The sequence below is a fragment of the Acinetobacter sp. BIGb0102 genome (assembly GCF_003815055.1).
GTDB classification, from domain to species: domain Bacteria; phylum Pseudomonadota; class Gammaproteobacteria; order Pseudomonadales; family Moraxellaceae; genus Acinetobacter; species Acinetobacter vivianii.
In genome coordinates this window covers 463,998-490,378 of record NZ_RKQE01000012.1, presented here as the reverse complement: position 1 = coordinate 490,378, position 26,381 = coordinate 463,998, and the positions used below count along the sequence as shown (strand labels likewise).

Genomic DNA, 26,381 nt, shown 5'->3' with positions numbered 1-26,381 from the left:
AGAAAATAATGAGCCCCCCTTTATTACAAACACCAAGACTGGATTTATTTCTATTTCAAATGAATGATCTAGCCGATATCTACCCTTGTGTGACTACAACTTTAACGCGTTATATGACATGGGAGCCAGCACAAAGCTTTGCAGAAATCGAACAGATTGGGCAAACATGGCTTATCGCAGAAACAAAACGTACGGATCACCATTTTGTATTACGTAATAAAGAAAATCAGCAATTTATTGGCTTAATTGGCATCCATCATTTAGGTACTACAACACCCGAATTGGGCTTATGGATTCGGGAAGATTGCCATAATCAAGGCTTTGCCAAAGAAGGCCTCTTAGAAGTTTTTCGTTGGGCTTCTACACATATGTCTGCCCAATATTTCTTATATCCTGTTGCAATTGAAAATCAGCCAAGTCGTAAACTAGCTGAATTTTTAGGTGGAACTGTTGCTGGATACAAAACTGAACGGAAATATGAGGCAGTGATTTATCACATTCCACCCTATCAAGCTGATACGAATTAGAACCAGCCTTTGCGTCCATTTAAAATTGCATCTGCACAACGAAGCGTTTCCTGACTTAAGCCCCACAAACGATAATCCCCTGTTGCCGAAGTCACATTAAAATTATGGGTATAAGCAAAACTCAATTCACGATCAAAATCACACCATGCGCCTGAACCATTAAAACCCACATGCCCAAAGCCATGTGGCGCACGTTTGCCCATGGTTAAAATACGGTGATAACCCAAACGCCAATGCATTGGAATTGGCATCACTCGATCACGCACTTTGCTTTGTACCGTACTGAGTTGCTTAAATACTTCTGGACGAATGAATTGCTGCCCCTGCCATTGCCCTTGATTGGCCAGCATCGCATATACTTTAGCTAAACTATCCGCAGTGAATACACCATTGGCTGCCGGAATAACAGCTTGTAACCCCTCATCACTGTAGAAACTAAAATGACGCATTCCTTTAGGAATCATGGCATCCTGAAAATCCTGAGGGTTTTGCCCTGAAAGCTCTAATAATCTTTCTGATAAAGAGGCTTTACGTGGCTGATTATTTTTCTTGGTTTGAGGCTTAGTCGAGGTTGGGGCTTTTGGCTTCACCAATAACCGCGCAACACGATCTAGTTCTGAAGCAGGCGTGCCGAAATATGCCCCATCCAATTCAAGTGGTTGTACAAGATAACGTTGCATTAACCAATTTAACGGCTGCTTGGCTGCTTTCTCAATCACACCACCCAAAATCCAACCATAGGTCAAGGGCTGATAGGCAAAACTTTGTCCTGCCAAAAAACGCGGTGTTGCCGCTGCAACCACATCCAGCATGTGCGACCAATCCAGCATTTCTGTCGCGGCATCAATCATATTGCGAATATCAAACAAGCCACTTTGATGCGATAAAACATGACGCAAAGTAATATTGGCTTTGCCATTTTGAGCAAATTCAGGCCAGTAATGTGCAATAGGCTGATCATACTCAAGTAAACCTTCACTCACCAGAATATGCGCAAGGGTTGCAAGAATACCTTTACCCGTTGAGTAACACATCGCTAAGGTATCTGATTGCCAATCTTCTTCTTGAGATTTTTTACCCGTAAAAATATCAACGACTTTTTGACCTTGGAAATACACCACCAATGCCGCGCCGCCTTGCTGGCTTCGTGCATCTTGTAAACGGCTAAATTGGCTAGCTAAGTCAATAAAACGCTCATCAACACTGCCGTGATAATGATGTGTATCGGCAAATAAAATTTCTTTAATCAAAGCCCAATTCCTTATGATATTTATGTTTTTATAATCTCCCTGTTGCGAACAACAGGGAGCATTTTCAATTTTAAAATGTATTAAAGTGCTTTCACTGTACCAGCCACATGCGGCTTTTTAGATTTCACATTGCGGATCAAGAAATCTGTTTGCGTTGATTCAGCCGCAGTTAAAAACTCAACCGTTGAAGGTAAATACATTGGCAATTTAAACCAGACATCTGCTTCATAAGCTGCTGAAAGCTCAATGCTCGCCAAAGCTTTAGCCTTGCTCCACATACCATGTGCAATCGCCTGTTTAAAACCAAATGCTTTTGCAGTTACGGCGTGAATATGAATCAGGTTAAAGTCACCAGAAATCACCGCATAACGGCGACCCGTATTTTCTGAAATATTCCATTCTGCTTGTGGTTGATAAGCTGGTTCTTGCGTATCTTTAGCCTTCTCACCTGCTTTTTTCTCAGTTTTCTGGCGTGATAAATACGTCGTTAAACTTTCCAGCACCACTTCACCAGCAACTTTCGCAGTCGTGATGAAATCAAACTGTAAACCCTTGTCGTGCGGTTTCAATTCACCAAATTTACAAGACAGCGTAATTTGCTCATTTACACCAATTTTGCGTGTCTGCTTAATCTGGTTACGAATATGCACCAAACCCAAAATCGGAAACGGGAAAGCTTCGCTGGTCATCATGTGCATTTGCAGACTTTGAGACAAAACCGCTAAATAAATTGCAGGTACGAAACCATCATTTTTAAAACCACAAATCTCGTTATAGCTTTCTAAATGCTTGCTATCAATCTTAAGTGTATCCACCACATACTCAACTTGTGGCAGAACCTTTTCACCTTTTGGCTTTTTGAAAATGAGACCTTGAATGACTTTTGGATAAGCTAAATAAGGTTTTGGCAACTGACTAAAATGACGTGTATTCATAATAAACCTTTCAATATTTTTATAAAAAAGGGATGCACAAGCACCCCTCTTCAAAACCCTAATGCTTAAGCACCTAACAAGCTTTGACCGCAGACGCGAACAACGTTACCTGTCACACCTGTTGAACCAGTAGATGCATACCACGCAATTGCTTCCGCAACATCTACAGGTAAACCACCTTGGTTCATTGAGTTCATACGGCGACCAGCTTCACGAATCGCGAATGGAATCGCAGCAGTCATTTGCGTTTCAATGAAACCTGGTGCAACTGCATTGATAGTAATACCATTTTTCAATGTCGGCGCAGTAAATTTAACCAGACCGATCACACCTGCTTTAGATACCGCATAGTTGGTTTGACCGAGGTTACCCGCGATACCACTGATTGATGATACACAAACGATACGGCCATTTGCATTTAAACCATCATGAGATAGTAAGTAATCGTTAACACGCTCAATTGCAGACAAGTTAATGTTAATTACAAGATCCCAAAGCTCAGGCTTCATATTTGCCAAAGTTTTGTCACGGGTAATCCCTGCATTGTGAACGATCACGTCTAAACCGCCCTGTTTTGCAGCGGCAGTCTTGATTTTTTCACCCGCATCAGCAGCCGTAATGTCGATTGCCAATACTGAACCGCCAATTGAACCTGCAACACGCTCAAGATCGGCTTGTTGTTGTGGAACGTCTAAGCAAATGACATGTGCACCATCACGCGCCAATACATGCGCAATCGCTTCACCAATACCACGACTTGCACCAGTCACTAATGCAGTTTTGCCCGCAAGTGGCTTCGCCCAGTCTAAATCAGCCACATCTGCTTTAGATACGCGGATCACCTGACCTGATACATAAGCAGAACGTGGTGAAATCAAGAAACGTAAAGTTGATTCAAGGTTTGCTTCTGCACCTTGGTCGACATAAACGACTTGAGCAGTAATGCCTTTTTTGAATTCTTTACCAACAGATTTGATGAAACCTTCAAGCGCACGTTGTGCAATCGCCTGTTTGACTGTTTTTGCAGTTTCAGGTGTGGTACCGATCACAATTACACGACCTGAACTTGAGATTTGACGAGCGATTGGATTGAAGAAGTTATACAACTCTTTTAACTGCTCAGAATCTTGAATACCAGAAGCATCAAATACAACGGCTTTAAATTTAGATTCTTTATCATCGGCATTCAATGGACGAAGATTTAAGCCGACTTTTGCAGCAGTTTGTTGTAATTCAACATTATTACCGACATAGCTATCTGCATGAATATTGCTAAGAACTTGAGCAATCGCACCAGAAACCGTACTTGATGGTGCTGCGCCAAGCAATACTGCTCCATTCACAACAGGCTGAGCACTTTCAAAACGATCTAGCGTTACTGGTGATGGTAGACCTAAATTTTTTACAACAAATTTACCTAAAGGTGATTGTGTAAATGCTTGGTACTGATCAGTCATGGTTATTATCTCTCATACAAATGAATTTGTTACAAACACATGAATCATGTTGGGATATGGCATGAAATCAATGTCTGATTGACTCATTACAAATCATACTTGAGTTCATGTCTGGATGTCTTGACCTGAATGTGGTCTCAAGCGTCATTCTAGTCAATACAGCAGTATTGAAAATATGGTATGTTTGTACCAAGAATATCGCAATTATGCTTGGAAAAGCCTTATGAGCAAAACAACTCAAGAAAATCCAGCAGTCGACAATTCTGCTCAGGAGACTGTGTCAAATACATCAAAAGCAGCGACTACGAAACGTAAAACTGCGACCACTACTCCAAAAGCAGCAACGACGACACCAAAGACAACGCGTACCCGTTCTACCAGCCGTAGTGCGAGTACTACAAAAAGCGCTGCTTCTACAACGACAAAAGCAGCGGCAGCTAAAACAACCAAACCTTCTGTTCAACAGGATAAAACCATGAGCCAAAACACTGTGCGCCGTGTTGCCATTATCGGCGGTAACCGTATTCCTTTCGCTCGCTCTAACGGCGCTTATTTCACAGCTTCTAACATTGACATGTTTACAGCTGCGTTAAACGGTTTGGTTGAGCGCTTCAACCTGCAAGGTCAACGCCTAGGTGAAGTGGTTGCGGGTGCGGTATTAAAGCACAGCCGTGACTTCAACATGACACGTGAATGTGTGTTAAACACGCAACTTGCACCAGAAACACCGGCTTATGACATTCAGCAAGCATGTGGTACTGGCTTACAAGCAGCGTTCTTGGTTGCAAACAAAATTGCTTTGGGTCAAATCGAAGTGGGTATTGCTGGTGGTGTGGATACAACATCTGACGCGCCAATCGCTTTCGGTGATGGCTTACGTAAAGCACTTCTTGAACTTAATATTGCCAAAACAGGTAAAGACCGTTTAAAAGCTTTAGCAAAAATCAATGTAAAAGATCTTATGGATGCGCCTAAAAATGGTGAACCACGTACAGGTTTATCTATGGGTGACCATCAAGCAATCACTGCGCTTGAATGGGGTATTCCACGTGAAGATCAGGATGCTTTAGCTGCTTCTTCTCATCAAAAAATGGCAAAAGCATACGAAGAAGGTTTCTTTGATGACTTAATCACGCCATTCTTAGGTTTAAGCCGTGATAACAACTTACGTGCTGACTCTACTGCTGAAAAATTAGCGAAATTAAAGCCAGCATTTGGTAAGGGCGAAGCTGCAACTATGACAGCAGGTAACTCTACGCCGTTAACTGATGGTGCATCATGTGTACTTTTAGCTTCAGAAGAATGGGCAAAAGCAAACGGCCATGAAGTGCTTGCATACCTGACTTTCTCTGAAACTGCTGCGGTTGATTTCGTGGGTAAGAAAGAAGGCTTATTGATGGCACCTGCTTATGCAGTTCCACGTATGCTTGAGCGTGCTGGCCTTAAACTTCAAGATTTCGACTACTATGAAATCCATGAAGCATTTGCATCACAAGTGCTTTCCACTTTGAAAGCTTGGGAAGATGAAAAATTCTGTAAAGAGCGTTTAGGTCTAGATGCACCTTTAGGTTCAATTGATCGTAGCAAACTCAACGTTAAAGGTTCTTCTTTAGCTGCGGGTCACCCATTCGCTGCAACTGGCGGTCGTATCATCGCAACTGCTGCAAAAATCTTAAATCAAAAAGGTTCAGGTCGCATTCTTGTTTCGATCTGTGCTGCTGGCGGTCAAGGTGTCACAGCGATTATTGAAAAATAATTGCTCACCAAATGAAGTAAAAAAAGCTGAATCACTTGATTCAGCTTTTTTATTGCTTAGTGCTTTACTGCGCTTATGCCCTGCTTAATCAGATGCAGATTCATCAAGTTGTATAGCATTACTTACGATATATTCCTGCCAATGCTGATATTTTTCAGGATTTTTAAACTGTTCAGATTCAGCATAATAATGCAGTAACTGCTTCAATGCATAAGGGTAATCAGCATACTGCAATGCCCTTTCAAAATATTGGATGGCCTTTTTAATATTCTGCTTAAACTGATGCCCTGCTTCATACATCAGTGCATAATAGATCGCCGTATATGCTTCGTCTTTATCACGCTTAATCAGCTTGGCAACTTGAGCATATGCCGCCTGTTGATAGTAGATATCAGCAAGCTGTTCCCCACTGAAATAAAACTGCTGCTCGGCACGTTGATAATATGTTGCGGCAAGCGCCAGATCCTGTTCAACGTCAATCCCATCATAATAAAACCCTGCCAGATTTTTGCAGGCTTGCCCGTTACCCAATTGTGCACTCTTGTTAAAACATTCAATCGCTAGCTGGACATCCTGCTCAATCCCATGCCCGTTAAGATACATACACCCTAGATTGTTCCAACCCCACGAATTGTCCAGTTGCACTGCTTGCCAGTAATAGTCCAGCGCACGCACATAATCTTGCTGCACACCTTCACCGTTATTATAAATCAGGCCCAAGGCCACCATACTCTCACTATCCCCCTGATCCGCAGCAGCCTGATAATATTCTATGGCTTGCGCAATATCATGATGTTCTTCAAAATATTGCGCCATTTTCAACAAGGTGTTGACCTTCAGCTGGCCAAAATAGCTATGGCCTTGGGCAGCTTTCCAGTGTGAATAGAACTGCTCGAAAAATCTTAAATCCTTGCCTTGGAAATTAAAGCGCCACAGATAAAATTGGGCAATCTGATCAGGGGCAGCTTGTACCAGTTGACGCTGCGGGTTGATAAAAAATACATTCAGCGCTTTGAATAAAGTTAATAGTCCTTGTTCCGGGTCATAACGCTCAATTGCCGGCGCAATATAATCAAAACTTGTTGTTCCCAGCATGTTTTGTTTTGCATCATAGTAATAGCTTCCCGCTGTCGTGATGCACTGGAACAAGCCGTGACTGACGTGTTGGATACGCTCAAACTGATTGGCAAGCGGGATCAGCCATCGCTGTTGCTTGGCATCGAACAGACCATATTGCCCTGCATGTTCAAAAGGATAAATATCCTCGAGTTCATGCAGATATTCCCCCTCAATCAGCTTATCCATGCCTTGCGCTAACAAAAAGCAATGGGTTTCGGTCTGATAGACATACCATTTCTTGTCTTTGCGATAAGCAAAACTACGATAACCATAACCCGACCATTCCTTCAGCTGATCAATATCATCAATCAGTAACTCGCCATTTGGTTTTAATACACAAATCTTGCGCTGGAACTTATTCAGCTTGACCCATAAATAGCCATTACTGAGTGGTTGCAGTACATCTTCAATATACTCTCCCAGATAGCTGCCGTTACTCAGGAAATAACGTCTATTTGCCGAGCTTTTTTGTGTACAGTAATACAGCTTAACCTGTTCATTTAAATAATCCAGATCGAAAGGATGATCCGATGATTCAGCGACAATAGCCTGATGCTGGAGATTAACCAGGCGATACTGACCTGCTTTAAACACATTAAAAACGTCCGAGTAAAGTAGCTGCTCTACTGCTTCGTAGCAGGCTGGAATCATCCATTGACCATCTTCCACACAGATTAGGCCTTCTAATTCCTGCTTTTCCTGTGGATGAACCACTGCATAATTTTTACCTTCCAGTTGAAAACTGTCATAAGCATCCGTAAACTGTGCTTCGAGCAGAATCTTCCCATAATGATTGAGATAACCATATTGTGCATTGCGCTCAAATACGGCGATTCCCTCATCATTAAACGCCCAGATCTCGCTCATCTGCGGTGCAAGAACAACTTCTCCCTGACGGTTTCTGAGTCCCCATAGGCCATTTTCCTCAAAGCTTTCCGATGCATCGCGATAAAGTGATTCTTCCCAATAGCCCAATCCCCATTGCACCCAGTCTGTCTGTAAAATATCTAGAAAGTTTTCATAGCCCGTTCTGGCCAATACCACATCCAGAACAGTTAAATCCCGCTGCTCCAGAGCCTGATCATACAAGGCTTTTTTCTCCAAGATGTCTTCAAGCCATTGCTGTGCCTGCTGACGATGACTGTCCTCATTCATATTAAAGACATCAGTGGCATCCATTTCAAGCTGCTCATAAGGCAAGTGCTGTAACAGCTCGAACATGGTCTGCTGGGCCTCTACACAGCCCGCCTGTTCACTGAATTGATATTGTTCATTTAATAAATGGTAAAAACGTTGTAAGTACTCAATACCACCTTGGCGGTAAAAGTACAGCAAATGCCCCTTACGGGAAGGTTGTGCAAAAAACAGCGGAAGTAACAACTGTGGAATTTCATATTTCCACTCACCTAAATAGCCCAAATCACTATGCTGTTTATCTTTATTAACATTATATAAATAAATTCGATGTGCCATGCATTTGTCTCTAGTTATTATCTTTATTGAAGTTCATACCCGAATATAGGGTAAGACTACACTTTTGTAGCCACGCCTTATATGTGTTGGTTATTTGATAGATGGTGTTGCACTTATATTACTCTATCTCGCTCGTTTAAACTTCACAAAATAATCATTTAAAACTTTAATCGCTTGCTTAAGTTCTTTGAGATTTTCTTCATTATTTCCCAGCCGTTCAACAAAACGTTGTGAATGAATTTCTAGATCGATCTTTTCATTAATTTGCGGTGCAATCCGAAATAACTTTTCCAGATCATCAAATCGATCTAACTTTCGGTTTGAGAAATACTCTAGACGAAACCCTAACTCATTCAGCACTACCCCGCCCAGAATCGCCCCTTGTTCAGCATCAAAGGCCAAAGCATGTTCTTTTAAAAATAACTGCTCAGGTGTTTCTTTAGAACTTTTAAATAAGTTGGTCAATTGGCTTAACATTTCGAGATCGCATCACTATTTTTTCAACGGTATTAAACCGCTAAATCCATTATTGAAGCAACCTTCACCTCAGCAGATATAAAAAAAAGCATCTGTTAAAAGATGCTTTTCCAACAATTATTTTCCGTACTGTTTCTTTAAATATTCCACAATCTTGGCAGATTCAAACATTTTTACACCTGTATTCGGATCGACCAGATACGGCACCTGAATATCACGTCCCATCACTTCAACCACTTTTTCACGCTTACCATTTGGTAGCGGAATATATTTCCCCGGTTTTAAACGCAGTACTGCTGGCCCCATGTCCTGCCAACGCTCTTTCGGCACATTATGCAGGATATAAGGCAATTCCAACTCAGTCAGTACTTCACGCACCAAACGGGTATAAGGACTTGCCTCAAAGCTCCACAGCTCCAATAACTGCGCTGGCGCTGGACGTTCAACAATCTGCTGATTAATCCAGACCCCACGCGCCGCATTGGCGACTGTCGCCAATGTAGATACATAGGGAAGTTTTGGATAATGGCTAAATTTTTTCGGTGTTTGGCCTGTTTTACCATAATGTTTAAACAAATGATGAATAATTGCCTGTGACTCATATAGCTGGTCACCTGTATTTTCATCAATTAAAAAAGGAAATTGTTTTTTTCCACCTTTCTCTTTCACGATCTGGCGATATTTTTGACCGCCTTTTGGACATGGATAAATTTCCACATCCAGATTCAGCAAAGTAATAACTTCACGGACACGGCGGCAAAACGGCGAACCTTCAAACTCATAGAGCTTAATTGCTTTTGCAGGTTGATTTGGAAATGGTGTTCCCATTGCACCTCGTCCACCTTCAATCACACTAGCAACAACAGATTGTAAAACTTTGAGTTGATGATTCACCTTATTCAGCATAGTGCTATCCTTTTAGCAGTCGACTAATTTTTCTTTTGCAATCACAATGCCATTATTATCTGCGTAGATATAATCGCCTGAATTGATTGTCACGCCACCAAAATACAAGCTGACATCGACTTCACCTATGCCTTTGCGATTACTTTTTTGCGGGATTGCAGCCAATGCATGTACGCCTAAATCCAGTTCTGCAATCGCATCGACATCACGCACACAGCCATAGATCACCACTCCATTCCAGTGATGTTTCACTGCTGACTCGGCAATCATATCTCCCATCAGGGCACAGCGCATGGATGCACCGCCATCAACCACCAGTACTTTACCTGTACCATCCGTTGCCAAGAGCTCTTTCACACGCGAGTTATCTTCAAAACACTTTACCGTGACCACTTGGCCGCCAAAGGTTTTACGTGCGCCATAGCTTTTAAAGAATTTACCATCTAAAGATGGGATGACCACTTGTAGCTCTTTTTCAGGGTTATCATCTAACAAATCACAAGTTACAAAAGGAATTGTCGTCACTGAAATTCTCCATTATTTGCTTTGTTGTATGCTCAGGTTATCGTACAGTTTAAATGCGGCAGTCTGTGTTTGTGCTGCAACCAGCATAGTATGCGCCAATTGCTCAGCGGTAACAGGTTTAAGTTTAAACGGCCTAGTCCACGTTTTTTCCACCAACTTAAATGCGGTCTGCGCCAGATCCTCTAGCAAGCGCACGTCACTCCGTTTACCAATTAAAAGCGAAGGCTGGAAAATCGATAGCTTATAAATTGACAGACTTTTGAGGTAGTTTTCGAGTTCACCTTTCACTTTATTATAGAAAATTGGCGAATTTGCGTTCGCTCCCAACGCACTCACAATTAATAAATGAATATTTTTATCCTGAACCAGATCAGCAAAATGCGCATTAATTTCATAATCAATTGCATAGAAAGCGTCTTTAGAACCCGCCTGTTTAATGGTACTTCCCAAACAACTAAAGGCATGGGTATAGGCATTGACATCCTCATCATTCAATAACAGAAAATCTTCCAGAATCAGTTGAGTAACCTTACTATAAGTATTTAATGTTTCTGAATTTTTCCTGACAACAACGGTAATCGAATTAAAATCTTCTGCTTGTTGTAGCTCATCCACCAAGGCCTGACCAACCAATCCAGTAGCACCAATTACAATTGCTTTTTTATCACCTATTCTCATTTTTAATTCTTCCAAGCTATGACTAGGCTTAATGTAACGTTTTCTTGCACGATTATCATCTGTTAAATGTACTTAAAAGTATCACAAGACTTGACTTCGGGGCTTAGTTTCCTCAAAATATGGCACTTGTTTACGGGCTGGTGAATGTTGCCAATATTTTTTGGTTTTAACTTCAGCCCGCCCAGACCAACTTATTTTCAAGGAGTGCACGAGTGGCAAACTCTGCTCAAGCTAAAAAACGTGCTCGTCAAAACGTTAAAGCACGTAAACACAACGCAAGCTTGCGTTCTATGGTTCGTACTTACATCAAACGTACTGTAAATGCGATCGCTGCTGGTGATTATACTGTTGCTACAGAAGCTTACAAAAAAGCTGTTCCTGTAATCGACCGTATGGCTGATAAAGGCATCATCCACAAAAACAAAGCTGCTCGTCATAAGAGCCGCTTGAACGCTCAAGTTAAAGCATTAGCTAACTAATTTGATGCATATAAAAGAGCCCGAATTTTCGGGCTTTTTTATTGTCTTCAGTTTTTCAAATAAGGCTGCAAACCCGTTCCCGCCTCTTTCACGATCACGATCAGTTTCTGGCAAAACGTATAACTCTCCTCAAGCAACCCCAGATCACGCGTACGCGCATTGTGTTGAGTAAAAGCCTGTTTATAAAAATGATAGCGCTCATTTAAATAATCATGATCCTGACTCAGTGCAATCATCATTAACTCAAAACGAAAATCCAGATCCACCGTAAAGTCTGCTGGCATATCTCCATATGCCCACGCTTGTAACGTCTCCAGTTTACCTTGCCCTACATTTGAAAAGATAAAATGGATATAAGCATCTAAATTTTGGAAGAAATCCTGAATATTGTCTTTGCTTTCCCAACGCCCCGTTAAAAAGAAACAAGGCTCAGAAGTATGCTTCCCGATAGAACGTTGATGAACATCCAGCGAACGCAGCCTAAAAATCAAACGTTCAGATAGCTGCTCCTGCAAGTGATCAGGAATAAAACGATCGGTAAAATCTATTGCAAAAGACAGCATCGGGCTAATGGTCAATTTCCTAAGTACCATCTTCAATTGATAAAACACACCCAGCTGTTTTTGAGTCAATAAAAAGCAACGATAGCCTGTATCAAGCGCCAATTCTGGTCGACCGATATTGCCCCAGTTTGAAATAAAATCATGCGCCACATTAAAAACATCAAGTTTGAGATGTTGCGTATCTTCTTGCTGCTCAAACCATTGGCTAATCAGTTGCTCAGCAGCAGCCATATTATGCGGAATATCAAAATTGCCTGTTTGCAAAGGTGATTTCACCTCTTCGACAACCTGAATTTGTTTTAATTCCAATGGTTCCAACAAATAAGGTTGCAGCATATGCGACACTGCATTTTCTGGAGACTGCAATTCTCCAATCGCCCATACATTATAATTCGGCTCATAAAACCCTATTCCCGTTTCTTGAACCGTTTCATAAAAGACCCGATACACCGCATCATTTTCAGCTTCTTGTATCAATGCATCTAAACGCACACTTGCGCCTATGCCCTGAGCAAATTGCTGCTTGATCTTTTCGACCCACAGCTGAGTAGGCTCAGAGAAATAGGCCTGATATTGTGGATCACAAATTTTATTGGAAAATAATAGCAACCATGCCTGCAAAGTTTTGCCATGACTGGAAATGTTGCAATATTGCTGGTGCAACTCAAAAGCAACTTGATGAGAATCATCTTCTGCGGGCACTTTACCTGTAAAAATCTCAGGCTCCCATAAATAAATTGTGCTTGATAACATCTTTTTATCCAATTATGTGTCAGTTTTCTCTTTTTATTTTCATATCATGACGAAAAAAGACCAATTTTAAAAGACCAGTTTTTATTATTTTTAACTTTTTAGGACATATGATGCGTGATAAAAAATATGAAGCCCCGAAGCGCTCCATATTTTTATTTATTATGCTCAGATGAAATCTTATGGTGATTAAGGATTCACAGCTAAAGCCTTAGCCGCAACTGGTAAATTCTTAGCCGATAAGCCCGCAAGTACCAAACTATTATTCATCACTGGAATGCTCCATTTTTGATTGGCGCCGCTGGTACAACGATAGCGAATTAGACGTGCACGATTATTAGTTAAATAACCACCTTCCAGATCAAAGCACTGATTCGATTGCTTAATCGCTTGAGCCGCAGTATCAAGCTCCCACACCTGACTGTTTGCTGTACTACAAGGCATGAGATTAATGACATTCCCAGCCGTGGTTGTTAGGCATTGGTCAATATATTGCTTATTATGGATTTTACCCAATGCATCATAAATCCATTTTTCGGAATCATTGCCGACACAGCCTGTTGATCCACTAATAAATGCATTTAAGTCACCATTCGCCAATTTCTCAGCTTTTAAACAATTGGCTCTGTTTAATAAACTGGTACTTGATGCAAAATTCAAATCACCTTTGAGCTCCAACTTTTCAACAAAAGCACGGAACGCAGTTAATGCATCGGCATTTAAATTGGTCAAGTCCGAGCGATACACATTGATCCAGCGATTTAAACGATAAAGCTTAATCTGCTGCTGGGTATAACGCACCATTTCAGTTTGTGCTTCTGGTGATAACTGATCTTTAAAGGTTCTATATGAATCAAACAACAATTTAGATTCAGGTGAAAGATTTACAACAGCCTTATTCTTATTATTAAGTAAAGCCTGCTCCAGTTGAGGTAATTCAAGCGCCCTTAAAGCTGAATATTCTGCATCCTTACCAATTTCAACGGCTGGCGCTAAAGCAGTCGTGTTAGCTGGGATGGCTAAACTAGACAGTAATACCGCTGATGCTTGGTCGGCTTTTTTACAGTAAAGATTGACTTGCTGCGGTGCTTCACTTTGCGCAAGGTTGACATGGAACTTATTGGCATTGCTATTGGCATTCATGCGCTGCGGTGCCAAAACGATATTTTGACTTGCACTAGCAAATCGCACATTCAACCAACAATTCGCGGTTGTAGCATTTGGATTCACTTGTGGTAAGTCAAATACATTCCCCCAATTTCCTTTTGCTGCTGGATAGATCAGGCCAACCTGCGCTTCAGGATCATATCCACCCAAAATCGTATACACAGGCACGCCAAACATTCTTGGTTTCAAATAATTGCCATCAGCTCGGTTATACCAGACATTACTTGAATTCGGCGTTTTAGGTTGTGCAACTTCCATCATCCGTGTTGTTGCATTCCATTTTTTATAGCCTGTTGGCGAATTGGCATCCCACACATAACGATCAAAAGCAGGCTGAATTTTTAGAGAAGTACTATAGCCCGTGTAATGGGTATACTTAGAAATACTGCTTGCCGTTGCGCCACCCGACATTGCATCCCAACCATAGGCATATTTATTCAGGAAGTTTGGTACACCATTGGCCCCATCACCTAAATTGGTATTGGTCCAATTGAGGTTGCCACGCATTTTATTTCTAAAGGCAATATAGCCCCAACCACTATCCGCATGATGTGCAGCCCAGAACATATTCTCCCCCACAGCACCAGGATAATGCCCAAGCCCATAATGATGGCCGATTTCATGGCTAAACTCATTGCCCACAGAATCGATCAAGGTCAACATACCATTACCACCACTTAAGCCATGGGTGGCCTCACCGTTGCTATATTTCCCGCGTGCATAATGCGCTACCACACTTTGAGTCAACTGAGGTTGTTCCTGACTCGCCATTGAAGCACTGGTGATACCCCAGTTGGCCAGATTAATCCCCACGCCAAAAGTCGACTTGGCGGTATTCTCACGCATATCACCGCTATATACATCACCCGTAGTTGCGCTGGCTGTATCATAAATAACACCACTCGCAACCATGACTTTATTGAGTCTTAAATCATCATATTTTGCGACGATCATACGTGCAGCAGGAATAGTCTGAAAGTAATCAGTGCCTGCTTTTGCAGGCTCAAGCAGCATATAATGACCCGTAGATTTCGGCGGATCAGTTAATAAGCCTAAACGGATATTCTGCACCACCAATTCACCCGGCGCGGCCAAGTCAATATTGTCTGCTGCAAGATCACCACTGCGGTTATTCAGTGGATCAACCACGCGAAGATGCAGACCTGCTCGGATTTCATGCCATTTCAAGGCAACTGTCCATGCTCGCTTTGAATAACTTACAGGCGGACGTCCATCTGTATTGGATTGATCCGAAGCTGCAATTCTCGATGGCTCTTTCAATTTAACGGTTCGGAGTAGTTGATTACCCTGATAAATTTCGACTTGTAATGTTTGCAAATCCCCCATTTCCGCCAATGGAGTAACCAGCAATAATGCATCTTTTTCAGTGGTTAAGCATGGCATTGAATCTTTTTCATTATTCTTAGGATTAACCACATGGCTTTGTGCGAATTGCAGCATCGCGGCAAAACTGCCATTTAAATCATTGCGTAATAATCGTGGCAGTCCGAGTTTATCGTAATCATAAAAGCCCAAGACAGCTTCATCAATCACATCCTTGTTGGGTTCTGGATACTTTTCCATAACAGGAGGAATCAATGGGGTTTCTGTCGTCGTATCTCCACCTTGGTTCGGTGTTTCAGATGTTCCATCACCCGGCAACTCACTGGTTCCATCATCTGGAATTAGACTCCCATTTCCCGCGGTCGTATTATCATTCTTCGGCGGCTCAGTATGATTTGTTCCACTTGTACTATCTGAAGAACCTCCACCACAAGCGGCCACCATCATGGACAGTAAACAGACCGTTAAATATTTAAGTTGTAATTGCATCACATTTCCCCAAGAAAAACTTGTCAAATTATCGTTAATGATAAATTCTGTTAATTAATTAAAATTAATATAAATCATATATTTATAATATTAACAATTTAAATGATCGAATGTGAAGTTAATTTTTAACATTGAAATAGTATGCTTAATTTATTGTAATTTTAAAATAATAAGCGCTAATACAGAATCAAAGCCACAACAATGCCAGACCGATATACAACTACATTTTTATAACTCAAATACGCTATTTTATGAAAATAAAATTAATTTAAATTGAAGTGTATATAAATAATTAAATAACACATGCTGGAGAGCATCATGAATAAAATCTGGAAAGTTATCATTCCCATCAGCTTTGCTTTATGCAGCAGCCTTTCCTTTGCTGCAACATGTAATAGCGCCATTGATAACAATACGCTCAGCGATCTTACCATTCCAGCTGGCGCCACCTGTACTGTGAATAATTCTTCTATTGAAGGTGATGTAAATATCCAGAAAGATGCCAGCCTGATTCTAAATAGCTCTTCCATTCAAGGTAGCATACAGACCAACCAAGCCAAAGCAGTACGCTTAATTAATTCAAGCGTAAGTGGTGATATTCATGCCCCACAGGCAGCAACCATGATTCATTTAGAAAAATCGGTTATTTCTGGTGATGTCCATTGCTCGGCATCAACTCGACTACAAACAAATCAAAGTAGCATTGAAGGACAAAAAACTGGTAAATGTCGCTAATTCTTTGATCCTGCCAGATCATTTAAAACAAAACCCAAATAAAAATCTATTTGGGTTTTATTGAATACAATCATTGTGCGGGCATTTAATCTACCCATACATTATTTGCCTAAAAACTGCTTTATATTCAAAACATTTTTCTCACCACGCCAAATCCATTTTAACTGGCTATCGGCAAAATCGTCTCCTTCAAACCAGACAAATAAACCTTCCATCATTTCTGGCCAATCTGTTTGCTCAATTTGGTTTTTACCCGAAATCACCGCAATGATTGCCGCAAGAATCGTGTCATGACTGACCGCCAGACTCAGACCATTTTGTTGGGTTGGATGGGTATGGTAAAGCAGCTCCAATACATCAAATACACCTGTGATCGGATGTTTCATACCAGGCAGCGCATTATTCACAAAACTATTAATAAAGCCCAAAGCGCCCTGCTTACGGAAATAGGGAGCGGCCTGTTGAATATCCAGCACAAAACTGCCCGGCTCGACCAATAAGCGCTGTTCCACAATTTCAATACGATGCGTATTCACAGCCTTACGCGTCTGGTCTGCACCTTCAATCATTAAGGCTGCGGTATCGACACAACGTTGAATTGGACTTGAAATACAATGCTGAATCGCCCGATCACTATGCTGGCTTAAATATTCACCCCAAGCATAGGCCAGATCACGCCCTGGTTCTGTCAATTGCAGATCATAACCCGCCAAGCCCTGCCCATTCACCAGCTCGCGTAGAGAATGTCGAGTAAACAAGGTTACAGGTGTTGAAGCATCAGGTAATAAATCAATTGCTTCAAGCATACTTTTCGGCAATAAATGCAGCGCCATATTCACACACAAGTTCGGATTTACCCCACTATAGCATGAGCTGGATGACTCTCAATCCAAAATGCCAGAAAGCGCCAAGGCCTCATAAGCAATTTTTTTGCAATGCTGATCTCGAAATGCGATAAAACCGCCATTTAAAACCGTTTCACGCTGATTATATAAAAAAGGTTTCTTATCCAAGGTCAACAAACCACCGCCAATGCTTTCCAGCAAAGCCTGCCCTGAACTGGTATCCCATTCAGAAGTAGGATGGAATCGAGGATAAATATCAATTTCACCTTCCAGCATCATACAAAATTTATAAGCGCTGCCCGCTTCGCGTCGCTCTATCGTACGGTGTTGCAAGATCGGCTCAATAAAGTTTTTATATTTGGGATTTTTGCTGTTATGACTCAGACCAATTTGTAAAGGTGCGGAAAAATCATGTTCTTCAATCTGGTACTGCAACCATTCTTGTCGACTAAAACTATATTTATAAGGCAGTTCCGAAGTATAACCAATGTACATCACCTGCTCGCAAGGCACAGCAATGATCGCAAATGTGGTTCTATCACCCTCAATCAAGCTGAGATTAATCGTAAATTCATCTCGTTCATGAATAAACTCCTTGGTGCCATCCAAAGGATCCAGCATCCAGCAACGTTGCCAAGCTGTGCGCGCAGAATAATCACTCTCTTCCGATAGAACTGGCAATTGCGGAGTGACGGTCGCTAAATGCTTCAATAAGAAATGGTTCACCTTCAGATCAGCCTGTGTTACTGGTGAATCATCACTTTTTTCCTGAATATTAAACTCGCACCCCGCACAATAACTTTGGTATTCTTCCAGCAATATTTGACTAGCCTGCGCCATGATGGGAACAAGTTGTGAAATTAACTGATCTTGTGGGGCAAGCGTTTTAATAAACATAGACCAACCTTATGTCATATTCAGATTTACAGCAGCAGCCGATTGCCATGTTCGACATGGATGGCACATTACTCGATTTAGCATTTGACGACTTTATCTGGAATCACTGTTTGCCTGAGCGACACGCTCAAGTTCACCAATGCAGTCTCGAACAAAGCCAACAAATACTATTTCAATTTTACCAACAACATAAGCATACACTATCTTGGTATTCTTCGGCGCACTGGACGGCTAAAGTCGGAGTCGATGTACTACAACTTCAGTACGAACATCGCGACAAGATTGGCCCGCGTGCTGGCTGCCATCAATTGTTAGAACAACTCAAAGCCAAAGGTTATCGTTGCTGGTTACTGACCAATGCAGATCGTGCAGGCCTGCAATTGAAGCTTGAAAATGTGGAACTTAGCCCCTATTTTGAACTTATGATCAGTAGTGAAGAACTTGGGCACGCCAAAGAAGAAACTGCTTTTTGGCAAAAACTTCAGCAATTGCATCCATTTGATCCAGCACAGGCTGTATTTATTGATGATACCGTTGCCGTACTCAAAAGTGCAGAAGATTTCGGTATTACCCAGCTGTTTAGTATTTTACAGCCCTCAAGCAGTAAAGCTGCCAGAGCGAAAACCGAATTCCCCTATCCTGCCCTTGATCATTTAACTGAACTTTTTGATTATCTTGAAACCAACTTACAGGTAACAGATGCCAAGACAGCATGAACCAGAAAGCATGGAAGCCATGCGTATTGATAAATGGCTTTGGGCTGCACGCTTTTTTAAAACACGCTCAATTGCCAAAGCTGCGATAGAAGGCGGTAAAGTCCACCACAATAATGATCGTGTCAAGGTCTCCAGAGACGTGCGTATTGGTATGGAACTGACCATCCAGCAAGGTTTTGAGAAAAAGACCGTGGTTGTAAAAGCCCTTTCAGCGGTACGTGGTGGCGCACCAGCTGCACAACTCCTTTATGAAGAAACAGCTGAAAGTATTGCTCGTCGAGAGTTGCATGCATCACAACGAAAAATGCATAATCTAGCCCGACCAGATCATCGACCAAGCAAAAAAGATCGTCGTGATATCAATCGTTTTAAACAGGAAAATGTTCAATCATGGTCTTATCATGATGAATAAAATTTTCTAATTTTGGGTGCGTCATCTTGTGTCGCATAGACAAAGATCAGATGTAGAATAAACAATGAGAATCTGCCACTATACTCAAGTCCCAACAAGTTGAGATTCAATACATCCACTTGGGTTAGTCGTTAAGAAATAAAGTTTTGAGGTTTTGAGATGGATGATAATAAAAGCAAGGCATTACAAGCTGCGTTAAGCCAGATTGAAAAACAATTTGGTAAAAATACAGTGATGCGCTTAGGTGATAACACTGTACAGGCAGTTGAAGCTGTTTCTACAGGTTCTTTAACACTAGATATCGCATTAGGGATTGGCGGATTACCTAAAGGCCGTATCATCGAGATTTACGGTCCTGAATCATCAGGTAAAACGACCATGACGTTGCAAGCCATTGCGCAATGTCAGAAAAATGGCGGTACATGTGCATTTATCGATGCGGAACACGCATTAGATCCAGAATACGCACGTAAGCTTGGTGTGGATATTGATAACCTGTTGGTATCACAGCCCGATCACGGTGAACAAGCGCTAGAAATCGCAGATATGCTGGTACGCTCAGGTGCAATTGACCTGATCGTTGTCGACTCTGTCGCTGCGTTAACCCCTAAAGCCGAAATTGAAGGCGAAATGGGTGATTCACACATGGGTCTACAAGCACGTTTGATGAGTCAGGCATTACGTAAAATCACAGGTAATGCAAAGCGTTCTAACTGTATGGTGATCTTCATTAACCAGATCCGTATGAAGATTGGTGTAATGTTTGGTAGCCCAGAAACCACGACTGGTGGTAACGCACTTAAATTCTATGCGTCTGTACGTTTAGATATCCGTCGTATTGGTGCAGTGAAAGAAGGCGATGAGATTACTGGTAACGAAACTCGCGTTAAAGTCGTAAAAAATAAAATGGCGCCTCCTTTCAAAGAAGCAGTGTTCCAGATTATGTACGGCAAAGGTACCAATCAGCTAGGTGAAGTGGTTGATCTTGCAGTTCAGCAAGATATCGTACAAAAAGCGGGTGCATGGTATTCATATCAAGGCAACAAAATTGGCCAAGGTAAAAACAATGTGATTCGTCATTTTGAAGAGAATCCAGCCATGGCCCAAGAGATTGAAAAACAGATTCGTGAGCAACTTTTAACTAAAAATAATGTTGAAGCTGCACAAACCGAAGATGAAGAAGAACCAGACTTTTTAGAAAGTTAAGCTAAAACGCCCTTCGGGGCGTTTTTCTTTCATGAGGAAATCGATTTTGTTTAATAACGAAAAAACAGAGAAACCCAAAACTCTAACGGGAACAAGACTACGCTCGTATGCTTTTGCCCTGCTCACACGCCGTGACTATTCGCAGGCAGAACTGATTGCCAAGCTGAATCAATATGCGATTAATCCAGAAGAAGTCGAGAAACTGGTAGAGGAACTAGCGCAGAACAACTATCAAAGTGACCAGCGTGTGGCTGAGCTAACTTTGGCGAGTCAATTAAGAAAAGGTAAAGGCCTACAACGCATTAAGCAGGCATTAAAAGCCAAGCAGCTAGATGCAGAATTGATTACAGAGGAATTACAAGAGGTCGACTGGCTTGATCAGGCTTATCAACTGAAAATAAAGAAATTTGGAGAAGAAGTCGCAACAGATCCGAAAATCAAGGCAAGACAAATCCGGTTTTTACAATACCGTGGCTTTGATATGGGTGTGATTATGAAAGTGATTGCTCGAACGAGCGGAGAAGAATAAATGGTGGCAGCCCTACCAGCATGACTTCGGCACATCATAGTTCTACTACCGTTGCTACCTTCCGGTCCTGGCGGGGTTCGTAGAGTACAATTGCGAAGCTACCAGCAGGGCTACCATTGCCTGACAAAGTATAGAGATTTTTGCCTGAGTTGCAAGACTTGTCTCTGTTTTTCAGTGAGTTTTTAGCTCAACTGCCTAATTCATCATCAACCAGTCTGTATTTGTTATCTTTTTACTTTCAATATGTGCAAACATTCAACAAGAACAGATTAATTTCTTCAAAAGTGCTTGAAGATTGTAAATGCTTATTGCATTTAAATGAGTTGCTGTTTTAATGGCTAAATCAAAAATCTATATCTGGTGTGTTGCAAGTAAACAGTGAAGACTTGTTCGGCCACAGCTTTATATTTCAACTTATGGATGAATTTTTATGCTAAAAAAGCATTCCGTACTTTTTATTGCCCTGCTGAGCAGTGCGCATTTATATGCCAATGTTCCCATTGAATCTCGCGCTTTAAGCCAACAACAAGCCAATAATGTTGTTGCAGGTACACCCAGCTTAAACTGGGAAATCATGCAAAAGAACCAGAAGCTTGAAGAGGAAATCCGCAAGTTACGTGGTCAGCTTGAAGAACATGACAATGCAATTGAGCAATTAAAAAAAGAACTGACCAACCGCTATACCGATCTGGATCAGCGCTTAGAGCTACTTTCGCAAAAAATTGATCCGCCTGAGGATAATCCTGAAGCACAAGATGCCTCTGCTGCAATAGCATCAACAAATGCAGATACCAGCACTCCTGCGATCGTCCCAGCTGCACCAGTACCACAACAAACCACACCTGCGACCACTCAAGCTCCAGCTGCTCAACCGCAAACAAATACCGTAGCAACTAACAATGCGACCAATGATCAAATTGAGCTAGAAAAAGCGGCTTATACGGTTGCGCTTGATGCCTACAAACAAGGTGGCGCAAAAAAAGCGATTCAGCCAATGCAGAACTTTATTAAAAACCATCCAAATGGTATTTATATTGGTAATGCATATTTTTGGCTTGCCGAGTTTTATTTAGCAGTTGATCCCGTCGATTACAAATCTGCAAAGCAAAACTATAATATTGTGGCGACCCGCTACCCGAATTCAGCAAGAGCATCGCGTGCCGTATATCAGCTTTATAGCATTGCGAAAGAAGTTGATCATAACGATGCTTTAGCAAGTCAGTACAAAAGCAAACTATTAAGCCAATACCCTCAATCTGAAGAAGCCAAATTTATTCAGAAAAAATAAGTTTTCTTCTTTCAATAAAAAAAGCCAGTTGATATCAACTGGCTTTTTTATGCGGGATCAAATCAATTATTTGATCTTCGCCTTCGATTTTAAGTATTCAGTGTAGTCTTCAAGGATCTGTTGTCCACGGAACTGCTGGTAAAGCTGATTCAACTCATGTACCTGCTCTGCTGGCAATGTGCTTGCAACACTGCTGTTCACATTTGAAACCGCAACAATTACCAATTCATTCGGTAGTTTTGCAGTTGTTGCAGACCACAAGCCTTCTTTTGCTGGCGCTGGAATACTAAATGCAGCACGCTCGATCGGACGTTTTAAACCTTGAGAACGCGCAAATGTACCTGCATTTTCAAAGTTCACTTGAGATTTTGCAACCACTTGTGCCGCCGGTTGCGTTTTGAAATCAGTCAGGATTGTGGCAATTTTCGCTTGAGCTGCTTTATACGCCTTCGCTTCGATCACTTTTGCTTTTACTTCAGCAGTCGCTTGATCTAAAGGTTTAACGCCCGCCGCATGGTAGTTACGAACTTTAATCCAGATCGTATCGCCATTTGCCAACTGAATATTTGAAGACGCGTTACGGTCACCATTTTTCACATCATCATTAAATAATTTTGCTTTAACGCTTAAATCACTGAGATATGGATTGTCAGTTGCCAAAGTCACGCCATTTGCAGACTCAATACGCGCACCCTTCACTTCCTCAGCAACAGCATCTAGAGAATCATTACCGACCACCATTTCATTTAAGCTGTTTACGGTATCGCTAAACTGGTTAGCCAGTTTGCTTTTCTCAACCTCAGCAGTTAAACGCGCTTTTTCAGCTTCAAATGAAGGTAATTTCACCATTGGAGATTCAGCTTGGATAATGTGATAACCATACTGAGTCTTAACTGGTTTAGAAATTTCACCATTCTTTAATGCATTTACTGCATTATCAAAATCAGCCGAGAAAACACCTGGCGCATAAGCATCGACTAAACCACCTTGTGTTTTAGAGCTCGGATCTTCAGAGTATTGAGCTGCTGCCTGAGCAAATGACTCACCTGCCTGAATTTTTGCATAGACTTCATTGGCAAGCTTCTGAGCCGCCGCATCATCACGCGCATCAGTTGTAATGAGAATATGTTTAACCTGAGGTTTAATTGCCTTTTTCTTCTCATCAACAAAAGCCGTATAGGCTTGTTGAAGATCAGCTTCAGTAACCGCAAGGTTTGCTTTAGGCAGCAAAGCAGGTGTAAGCACGACATAATCAACGTCAACACTTGCAACTTGCTTAAATTCATTTTTATGCTTGTTGTAGTAGTCAGCAATTTCCTGATTAGAAGCAGTTACGCCTTTCTTATAGTCATCCAGCTTAATACTTGCCAAATGCAAAGTACGCTGTTCAGTCTGTAAATTTGCCAACTGCTGCACATCAGACTTGCTCACTAGAGCATAATCCATCAATGATGTTGAAATCATTTTCAGCGCATGATCTTGGCGTAAGCTGGTGATCAAGGCCTGATTGGTCATTCCCACAGAACGTAGATAGTTCTCATATAAGGTTTGAGAGAACTTGCCATTTTCTTGAAAACTCGGCTGTTGTGCCAACATTTGCTCAAGTTGTACATCGCTTAGCGTCATGCCTAACTTTTCAGCTTGTTGTTGTAGCAATGAACGAGCAACAAGTGCATCTAATGCTTTTTCTTGAATAACAGGCAAATTCAAAAGTGATTCATCACCTTTTACCAGTGATAAATATTGATCTTTATAGTTCTTGGTTGCACTTTCTAATTCTTTATTAGAAATATCTTGACCGTTTACTGATTTTGCAACGTCTGCTTTATTGCTACCACTAAAATACCCTTCTATACCGACAAGTGCTAAAGGAGTCAAAAACAAAACTAACAGGACTTTGCCAAGCCAACCCTTAATGAGAGTACGAAACGATTCCATAAGAATTCCAATATTTTATTTCGGGGCAATTTTAACTGAAAAACAAAAGTGAATGAATGCAGAATAAGGATCAAATTAACTTTTTCATTCAATAAATAAAAAACGCACCCAGAATGGTGCGTTTATTGATTTAAAAAGATTACGCAACCGAATCTTTTAAACCCTTACCAGCTTTGAAGCTAGGTACTTTGCTTGCTTTGATTTGTAACTCTTCACCAGTTTTAGGATTACGACCAGTACGAGCAGCACGTTCTTTAACGCTGAAAGTACCGAACCCAACTAAAGTAACCGTATCACCCTTTTTAAGTGCTTCAGTGATTGATGCAATTGTCGCATCGAGTGCCTTACCAGCATCCGATTTTGACACGCCCCCTTTTTCAGCAATCGCATCAATTAATTCTGATTTATTCATGATAAAAAATATCCTCTTAATATCGTTTGTTAAGATCCAAGGCTATAGTTTAAAAGGCCATGACGCCTTTATAGCAATGCTTTAGGGGAGAACGCAATACTAGAAAGGCCTTTTAATTAAAATAAATACTGAAATACGACATAAACAGACGAGTTACCTGCATTTTTTTTACTTTTTATTCAATTTGGCCTTCAATTGATTATTTTCTTCGATCAACGCATCAACCTTGATATGGAGCTGTATAAGCAGCTGTTCGATGTGCTGAAGATCCTTCGGTGTCACCAGACCAATACGGTTAAGCGAGTGATTCACACTGGTATCTAGAATCTTCTCAACCTTGTCTTTCGTGTCGGTCACCGACTCTTTGGCTTTCTCGGTCACCTTGCCTACCGTGTTGTCGGCAAAATCAACCGTTTTTGATTCTAACTCTTCGCCCACCTTGACCAGTGAGTCAAACAATTTATTTCCTTCTTCTTCTGCACGAGAAAAAGCACCTAAGCCAGCCAGCCAGATTTGTTGTGTATATTTTTTGAAATCTAACGCAGATTTTTTAGAACTCTTTGATTTTGGCTTAGTTTTTACCTCAGCTTCCTCGTTGGGATTTTCTATATTTGAGTTATCCATTGACCATTACTCCTAAGCACTTTACAAACAGTATGTCGTATTCGACCATAAAAATGTTTTTATAATATCAAAGTTAAGACTTGATCGTTTTAAAAAACTGTTCTACAAAGCAAGAAAGTCCTGTAAATTATTTTTAACAATTGAGTAAGGATACTCAGGTTTACAGATTTTTTGTTTTTATTGATTGATTGGCAAGGAAAAAGAGACTTATGAGTGATACGCAACAAAGACATAAACATCCGCATTTGTTGCTCAACATTGTCATCATTGTTTTAGAGACTTTTTTCTCTTTCATCCTGACGCATGATGCGGGATTACGCCTGCAAGCCAAAAAATTAATTGATCAAAAAATCACGATCCGTATTAACAGCTATATCCCTTTCTTCGACTTTTACATCCAGTTTACCGAAAAAGGCCTTTTGTTTGATATGAAAGCGCTGGATCGCACCATTGATCTGGAAATTAATAGCACATTGATCGATCTGATCAAGATTTTTGTGTTTAACAATCAACGTAGCATTGCCAATATGCGCATTCTGGGTGATGCCACTCACACTGAAGAGTTTATGGATTTACTTCCACACCTCACCCTGTCGAGTATTCTGGCAAACTGGAAACAATGGTTTAGCGATGAAGCTGAAGCCGTTGCCTCACAACAACGTATTGCCCCATTGCTGGAAAAAATCGATCAGCAGCGTTCGGAAATTAATACTTTATTGGTTGAGGTTAAGCAGTATCAAAACCGCATTCACCGTCTGCAAAAACGCCAACGCCTAATCAATATCAGCTTTGCTGTTTTAAGCTTTATTTTCATCGCCTTTTTTGTTTATAATACGTGGATACAATAATTCCAATATATTTCACTTTTCACGCTCAGATTGGCA

The 26,381-nt window shown here is 41.2% G+C and carries 25 protein-coding genes and 1 other RNA gene; 10 read left to right on the top strand and 16 right to left on the bottom strand.

Going from position 1 to position 26,381, the window contains the following annotated elements; translation table 11 throughout:
• Nucleotides 1–8 precede the first annotated feature (8 nt).
• Complete coding sequence (locus EC846_RS11125; protein ID WP_123775202.1) at nucleotides 9–527, top strand: GNAT family N-acetyltransferase; 519 nt, start codon at nucleotides 9–11, stop codon at nucleotides 525–527.
• On the opposite strand, the gene EC846_RS11120 is transcribed toward EC846_RS11125, so the two are convergent.
• The 3 genes from EC846_RS11120 to EC846_RS11110 all read right to left on the bottom strand — a co-directional run bounded on the left by EC846_RS11120 (nucleotide 524) and on the right by EC846_RS11110 (nucleotide 4,169).
• Complete coding sequence (locus EC846_RS11120) at nucleotides 524–1,777, bottom strand: serine hydrolase domain-containing protein (protein ID WP_123775201.1); 1,254 nt, start codon at nucleotides 1,775–1,777, stop codon at nucleotides 524–526. The two genes, EC846_RS11125 and EC846_RS11120, sit on opposite strands and share 4 nt — an antisense overlap.
• Before the next feature lie 80 nt (nucleotides 1,778–1,857).
• A complete protein-coding gene (locus EC846_RS11115; protein ID WP_123775200.1) occupies nucleotides 1,858–2,712 on the bottom strand; it encodes a MaoC family dehydratase in 855 nt (284 codons plus the stop codon).
• A 65-nt stretch (nucleotides 2,713–2,777) separates the two neighbouring features.
• Complete coding sequence (locus tag EC846_RS11110) at nucleotides 2,778–4,169, bottom strand: 3-oxoacyl-ACP reductase (RefSeq protein ID WP_004771693.1); 1,392 nt, start codon at nucleotides 4,167–4,169, stop codon at nucleotides 2,778–2,780.
• 223 nt (nucleotides 4,170–4,392) lie between these two features.
• Between EC846_RS11110 and EC846_RS11105 the strand changes: the two genes are divergently transcribed.
• Nucleotides 4,393–5,925, top strand: coding sequence for an acetyl-CoA C-acetyltransferase (locus EC846_RS11105; RefSeq protein WP_123775199.1), 1,533 nt, complete (start codon nucleotides 4,393–4,395; stop codon nucleotides 5,923–5,925).
• A gap of 84 nt (nucleotides 5,926–6,009) precedes the next feature.
• Here the strand turns inward: EC846_RS11105 and EC846_RS11100 are convergent, their stop codons facing one another.
• From EC846_RS11100 to EC846_RS11080, 5 genes are all read right to left on the bottom strand, one after another.
• Nucleotides 6,010–8,517 (bottom strand): tetratricopeptide repeat protein, encoded by a 2,508-nt coding sequence (locus EC846_RS11100; RefSeq protein ID WP_123775198.1) that lies wholly within the window; start codon nucleotides 8,515–8,517, stop codon nucleotides 6,010–6,012.
• Nucleotides 8,518–8,640: 123 nt separating this feature from the next.
• A complete protein-coding gene (locus EC846_RS11095; protein WP_123775197.1) occupies nucleotides 8,641–8,994 on the bottom strand; it encodes a hypothetical protein in 354 nt (117 codons plus the stop codon).
• Between the two features lie 117 nt (nucleotides 8,995–9,111).
• Entirely contained in the window at nucleotides 9,112–9,900 is a 789-nt protein-coding gene (locus tag EC846_RS11090) for a glutathione S-transferase N-terminal domain-containing protein (RefSeq protein ID WP_123775196.1), read from the bottom strand.
• Between the two features lie 12 nt (nucleotides 9,901–9,912).
• Complete coding sequence (rraA, locus tag EC846_RS11085; RefSeq protein ID WP_005257007.1) at nucleotides 9,913–10,425, bottom strand: ribonuclease E activity regulator RraA; 513 nt, start codon at nucleotides 10,423–10,425, stop codon at nucleotides 9,913–9,915.
• A gap of 12 nt (nucleotides 10,426–10,437) precedes the next feature.
• A complete protein-coding gene (locus EC846_RS11080) occupies nucleotides 10,438–11,103 on the bottom strand; it encodes an NAD-dependent epimerase/dehydratase family protein (protein WP_123775195.1) in 666 nt (221 codons plus the stop codon).
• 212 nt (nucleotides 11,104–11,315) lie between these two features.
• Here EC846_RS11080 and rpsT point away from each other — a divergent pair, with 212 nt between their 5' ends.
• Nucleotides 11,316–11,582: a 30S ribosomal protein S20 gene (gene rpsT / locus EC846_RS11075; RefSeq protein ID WP_004771687.1), complete on the top strand. Its 267-nt coding sequence runs from the start codon at nucleotides 11,316–11,318 to the stop codon at nucleotides 11,580–11,582.
• Nucleotides 11,583–11,629: 47 nt separating this feature from the next.
• On the opposite strand, the gene EC846_RS11070 is transcribed toward rpsT, so the two are convergent.
• Entirely contained in the window at nucleotides 11,630–12,898 is a 1,269-nt protein-coding gene (locus EC846_RS11070; protein WP_123775194.1) for a hypothetical protein, read from the bottom strand.
• A 186-nt stretch (nucleotides 12,899–13,084) separates the two neighbouring features.
• Nucleotides 13,085–15,895, bottom strand: coding sequence for a M66 family metalloprotease (locus EC846_RS11065; protein ID WP_123775193.1), 2,811 nt, complete (start codon nucleotides 15,893–15,895; stop codon nucleotides 13,085–13,087).
• A 318-nt stretch (nucleotides 15,896–16,213) separates the two neighbouring features.
• Between EC846_RS11065 and EC846_RS11060 the strand changes: the two genes are divergently transcribed.
• Nucleotides 16,214–16,630 (top strand): hypothetical protein, encoded by a 417-nt coding sequence (locus tag EC846_RS11060; protein WP_123775192.1) that lies wholly within the window; start codon nucleotides 16,214–16,216, stop codon nucleotides 16,628–16,630.
• A 101-nt stretch (nucleotides 16,631–16,731) separates the two neighbouring features.
• Here the strand turns inward: EC846_RS11060 and EC846_RS11055 are convergent, their stop codons facing one another.
• A complete protein-coding gene (locus EC846_RS11055) occupies nucleotides 16,732–17,463 on the bottom strand; it encodes a histidine phosphatase family protein (RefSeq protein WP_004771683.1) in 732 nt (243 codons plus the stop codon).
• A gap of 51 nt (nucleotides 17,464–17,514) precedes the next feature.
• Nucleotides 17,515–18,372 carry a 3'(2'),5'-bisphosphate nucleotidase CysQ family protein gene (locus EC846_RS11050; protein WP_123775191.1) on the bottom strand — a complete coding sequence of 286 codons (858 nt, stop codon included), beginning with the start codon at nucleotides 18,370–18,372 and terminating at the stop codon, nucleotides 17,515–17,517.
• Between the two features lie 11 nt (nucleotides 18,373–18,383).
• On the opposite strand from EC846_RS11050, the gene EC846_RS11045 reads away from it, so the two are divergent.
• The 4 genes from EC846_RS11045 (at nucleotide 18,384) to EC846_RS11030 (ending at nucleotide 21,235) form a co-directional block, all read left to right on the top strand.
• Nucleotides 18,384–19,088: an HAD-IA family hydrolase gene (locus tag EC846_RS11045; protein ID WP_123775190.1), complete on the top strand. Its 705-nt coding sequence runs from the start codon at nucleotides 18,384–18,386 to the stop codon at nucleotides 19,086–19,088.
• Entirely contained in the window at nucleotides 19,072–19,500 is a 429-nt protein-coding gene (locus EC846_RS11040; protein WP_004771680.1) for an RNA-binding S4 domain-containing protein, read from the top strand. Before EC846_RS11045 ends, EC846_RS11040 begins: the two co-directional genes overlap by 17 nt.
• 159 nt (nucleotides 19,501–19,659) lie before the next feature.
• Nucleotides 19,660–20,706, top strand: a complete 1,047-nt coding sequence (recA, locus tag EC846_RS11035) for a recombinase RecA (RefSeq protein WP_004771679.1) — start codon at nucleotides 19,660–19,662, stop codon at nucleotides 20,704–20,706.
• A gap of 46 nt (nucleotides 20,707–20,752) precedes the next feature.
• A complete protein-coding gene (locus EC846_RS11030) occupies nucleotides 20,753–21,235 on the top strand; it encodes a regulatory protein RecX (protein ID WP_123775189.1) in 483 nt (160 codons plus the stop codon).
• Between the two features lie 10 nt (nucleotides 21,236–21,245).
• Here EC846_RS11030 and ffs read toward each other — a convergent pair.
• An RNA gene (ffs, locus tag EC846_RS11025) (signal recognition particle sRNA small type) lies at nucleotides 21,246–21,342 on the bottom strand.
• A 323-nt stretch (nucleotides 21,343–21,665) separates the two neighbouring features.
• Here ffs and EC846_RS11020 point away from each other — a divergent pair.
• Nucleotides 21,666–22,523 carry a YbgF trimerization domain-containing protein gene (locus EC846_RS11020; protein WP_123775188.1) on the top strand — a complete coding sequence of 286 codons (858 nt, stop codon included), beginning with the start codon at nucleotides 21,666–21,668 and terminating at the stop codon, nucleotides 22,521–22,523.
• A 66-nt stretch (nucleotides 22,524–22,589) separates the two neighbouring features.
• Here the strand turns inward: EC846_RS11020 and EC846_RS11015 are convergent, their stop codons facing one another.
• The 3 genes from EC846_RS11015 to EC846_RS11005 form a co-directional block, all read right to left on the bottom strand.
• A complete protein-coding gene (locus EC846_RS11015) occupies nucleotides 22,590–24,461 on the bottom strand; it encodes a SurA N-terminal domain-containing protein (protein ID WP_004771676.1) in 1,872 nt (623 codons plus the stop codon).
• A gap of 139 nt (nucleotides 24,462–24,600) precedes the next feature.
• Nucleotides 24,601–24,873 carry an HU family DNA-binding protein gene (locus EC846_RS11010; protein ID WP_004639426.1) on the bottom strand — a complete coding sequence of 91 codons (273 nt, stop codon included), beginning with the start codon at nucleotides 24,871–24,873 and terminating at the stop codon, nucleotides 24,601–24,603.
• Nucleotides 24,874–25,041: 168 nt separating this feature from the next.
• Entirely contained in the window at nucleotides 25,042–25,497 is a 456-nt protein-coding gene (locus EC846_RS11005) for a phasin family protein (protein WP_123775187.1), read from the bottom strand.
• 209 nt (nucleotides 25,498–25,706) lie between these two features.
• Between EC846_RS11005 and EC846_RS11000 the strand changes: the two genes are divergently transcribed.
• On the top strand, nucleotides 25,707–26,345 hold the full coding sequence (locus tag EC846_RS11000; protein WP_123775186.1) for a hypothetical protein: 639 nt from the start codon (nucleotides 25,707–25,709) through the stop codon (nucleotides 26,343–26,345).
• Nucleotides 26,346–26,381: the final 36 nt, after the last annotated feature.